We start from the raw sequence: 3,337 nt of genomic DNA, 5'->3' as shown, positions 1-3,337 counted from the left end.
GGTCCATCACGATCACGCCGTCGGCGGCATGATCGCCCACGACGACCAGCGGCACCTCGACGGTGACCTTCTCGCCCTTGCGCACGATGACCAGGTCGAGGTGCTCGATGTTGCCCTTGACCGGGTTGCGCTGCACCTGCTTTGCCAGCGCGAGCTGGTCGTTGCCGCCGTCCACGCTGAGTTCCAGCACGGCGTTCGCCACGCGCAGGGCGAGCAGCAGCTCGTGGCCCGGCAGCGAGAGATGGACCGGATCGGTCCCGTGGCCGTACAGGACGGCGGGCACCATGCCGGCCCGACGGGTCCGGCGCGCCGCGCCCTTGCCGAATTCAGTGCGGGATACCGCTGCGATCTTGTTCTCGGACACTTCCTACGTCACTCCTCAACCTCGTACAGAAATCCTGGGCCTGACGAGGGAGACCGGCGGCGACCAGCGCCAACCTTGTCGATCACGGGCCACAGGCCCCTCGCCGAGGCAACCCGGAAAGCTTAGCGCAGACCGGACGCCCTCGCCGCCGCCCGGCCCCGGGCGTCCCGGGAGGAGCGGCTCAGTGCTGGCCGTTGAACAGGGACGCGACCGAGCCCTCCTCGAAGACCGCCTGGATCGCCTGGGCGATCAGCGGCGCCATCGACAGGACGGTCAGCTTCGGCACGTTGACGCCGTCCGGGATCGGAAGCGTGTTCGTGACGATGACCTCCTCGAAGTCGGAGGAGTTGAGCCGCTCCGGCGCGGGACCGGACAGGATCGGGTGGGTCGCGGCGGCGAGGACCGTCTTCGCCCCGAAGTTCTTCAGCGCGGTCGCCGCCTGGCAGATCGTCCCCGCGGTGTCGATCATGTCGTCGACCAGCAGGCAGACCCGGCCGTCCACGTCGCCGACGACCTCGCCGACGGCCACCTCGTTCGCCTTGTTCGGGTCGCGGCGCTTGTGGATGATCGCCAGCGGGGTGCCGAGCCGGTCCGACCACATGTCGGCCAGCCGGACGCGGCCCGCGTCGGGGGAGACGATCGTCATGTTCTGCGTGTCGTAGTGCGCCTGTACGTAGTCGGCGAGCACGGGCAGGGCGAGCAGGTGGTCGACCGGGCCGTCGAAGAAGCCCTGGATCTGCGCGGCGTGCAGGTCGACCGACATCACCCGGTTGGCGCCCGCGGCCTTGTACAGGTCGGCCACCAGGCGCGCGGAGATCGGCTCGCGGCCGGCGTGCTTCTTGTCCTGGCGTCCGTAGGGGTAGAACGGCGAGACCACGGTGATCCGGCGGGCGGAGGCCCGCTTCAGGGCGTCCACCATGATCAGCTGCTCCATCAGCCACTCGTTCACCGGGGCGGGGTGGGCCTGGATCACGAAGCAGTCCGAGCCGCGCACCGACTCCTCGAAGCGGACGTAGATCTCGGAGTTGGCGTAGGTGAGTGCACGGGTGGGGACCAGCTCGACCCCCAGCAGGGACGCCACCTCCTCGGCCAGCTCGGGGAACGCCCGCCCCGTGCACACCATCAGGTGCTTCTCGGTGGGCCGCTTGATGCCGCTCACTCGCTCGACCCCGTCTCGCCCTTCGCCTGCGGGACCTCGTGCTGGGCCGCTGCCGCGGCCTCCGCGGTGCGGGTGCCGGGACGCTTGCGCGACACCCAGCCCTTGATGTTTCGTTGCTGCCCGCGGGAGACCGCAAGATCGCCGGGCCCCACGTCGACGGTGATCGTCGAGCCCGCGGCCACGTAGGCGCCGTCGGCGACATGGACGGGCGCGACCAGGACCGAGTCGCTGCCGATGAAGGAGTGCTCGCCCACGGTCGAGGTGTTCTTGGAGATGCCGTCGTAGTTGGCGAAGATCGTCCCCGCGCCGATGTTGGAGCCCGCGCCGACGACCGCGTCCCCGCAGTAGGTGAGGTGGGGCACCTTGGCGCCCTCCCCGATCACGGCCTTCTTCATCTCCACGAATGCACCGACATGGGCCTTCGCCGACAGCTCGGTGCCGGGGCGCAGGTAGGTGTACGGGCCGACGGTGACGTCGGGCCCGATCACGGCCAGCTCTGCCTGGGTTCGCAGCACGCGGGCATTCTCGCCCACTTCGACGTCGATCAGGGTGGTGTCCGGCCCGATGGTCGCGCCGCGGGCGACCGAGGTGGCTCCCTCGAGGGAGGTGTTGGGCAGCAGGGTCACGTCTTCGGCGAGGTCCACGCCGGCGTGCACCCACGTCGTCGCGGGGTCGAGGACGGTGACGCCCTCGCGCATCCAGCGGACCAGGATGCGCCGGTTGAGCTCCGCCGAGCGTTCGGCGAGCTGGATCCGGTCGTTCACCCCTTCGGTCTGCAGGTAGTCGACGATCAGACGCGCGCCGACCCGACGCCCGGCGGCGCGGGCGTGGGCCACGACGTCGGTGAGGTACAGCTCGCCCTGGGCGTTCTTCGGCTCCAGCGCGCCGAGGCCCTGGGTCAGGGCGAGCGCGTCGAAGACGTAGATGCCCGAGTTGATCTCGGCCAGGGCCCGTTCCTCGTCGGACGCGTCGCGCTGCTCGACGATGCGGGCGACCTCGTCCCCGTCGCGGACGATGCGTCCGTATCCGGTCGGGTCGGGGACGACGGCGGTCAGGACGGTGACGGCATTGCCCTCCTGGCGGTGCGCCGCGACCAGGTCGAGCAGGGTTTCGGGAGCCAGCAGCGGCACGTCACCGGAGGTGACCACCACCTCGCCCCGCAGGCCCGGCAGCGCGGCCAGGCCCGAGCGGACGGCGTCCCCCGTGCCCAGCGGGCGTTCCTGGACGGCGATGGTCACGTGCGGCGCGATCTCGGCGAGGTGCGCGGTGACCTGCTCACGCTCGTGGCCGACGACGACCACGAGGTGTTCGGGGCGCAGCGCATCCGCGGCGTCGATGGCCAGCCCGACCATGGACGTGCCCGCGATCCGGTGCAACACCTTGGGGATCGCCGATTTCATCCGGGTTCCCGCTCCGGCCGCCATGATGACGACCGCGGCCACTCGGTTCTCTGTCTGATCGGCCACAGCACTCCCCGCCTCGTCCGGCCCCGGCGGGCCACCGGGGGACTGGCCCCGGCACGCCCCGGAGCCGGGCTCATCCTATCGGGCCGGACGCCCCGCGCCGGGGACACCGGGCACGATCAGTGCACTCTCCGGGGAGACAGTGTGGCCGTCCTCCCGGCACGACACCTGGGGCCGATCAGGCTCCCCGATCAGCGTCGGGTTGTGCACCCCGATCCAACGTGGACCGAGTAGGGGACGGTTCCTCACTCGGTCCAGACGTCCAACGTGGACCGAGTAGGGGACGGTTCCTCACTCGGTCCAGACGGGACCGGCCGGCCGGTTTCGTGGACCGAGAAGGGAACCGTCCCC

Annotated in this window: 3 protein-coding genes; all 3 read right to left on the bottom strand. The window is 70.7% G+C overall.

The window, feature by feature from the left end; genetic code table 11:
• On the bottom strand, window positions 1–364 hold a 364-nt coding region (locus QM633_RS14920; RefSeq protein ID WP_415154558.1), incomplete at its 3' end, for a 50S ribosomal protein L25.
• 181 nt (window positions 365–545) lie between these two features.
• Window positions 546–1,523, bottom strand: a complete 978-nt coding sequence (locus QM633_RS14915) for a ribose-phosphate diphosphokinase (protein WP_415154557.1) — start codon at window positions 1,521–1,523, stop codon at window positions 546–548.
• Window positions 1,520–2,989, bottom strand: coding sequence for a bifunctional UDP-N-acetylglucosamine diphosphorylase/glucosamine-1-phosphate N-acetyltransferase GlmU (gene glmU / locus QM633_RS14910; protein ID WP_415154556.1), 1,470 nt, complete (start codon window positions 2,987–2,989; stop codon window positions 1,520–1,522). Before glmU ends, QM633_RS14915 begins: the two co-directional genes overlap by 4 nt.
• Between the last annotated feature and the right edge of the window lie 348 nt (window positions 2,990–3,337).

The organism is Propionicimonas sp., assembly GCF_047606205.1.
Lineage (GTDB): Bacteria > Actinomycetota > Actinomycetes > Propionibacteriales > Propionibacteriaceae > Propionicimonas.
The sequence above is the reverse complement of the archived record's forward strand: the minus strand, read 5'-3'. Positions and strand labels throughout refer to the sequence as shown.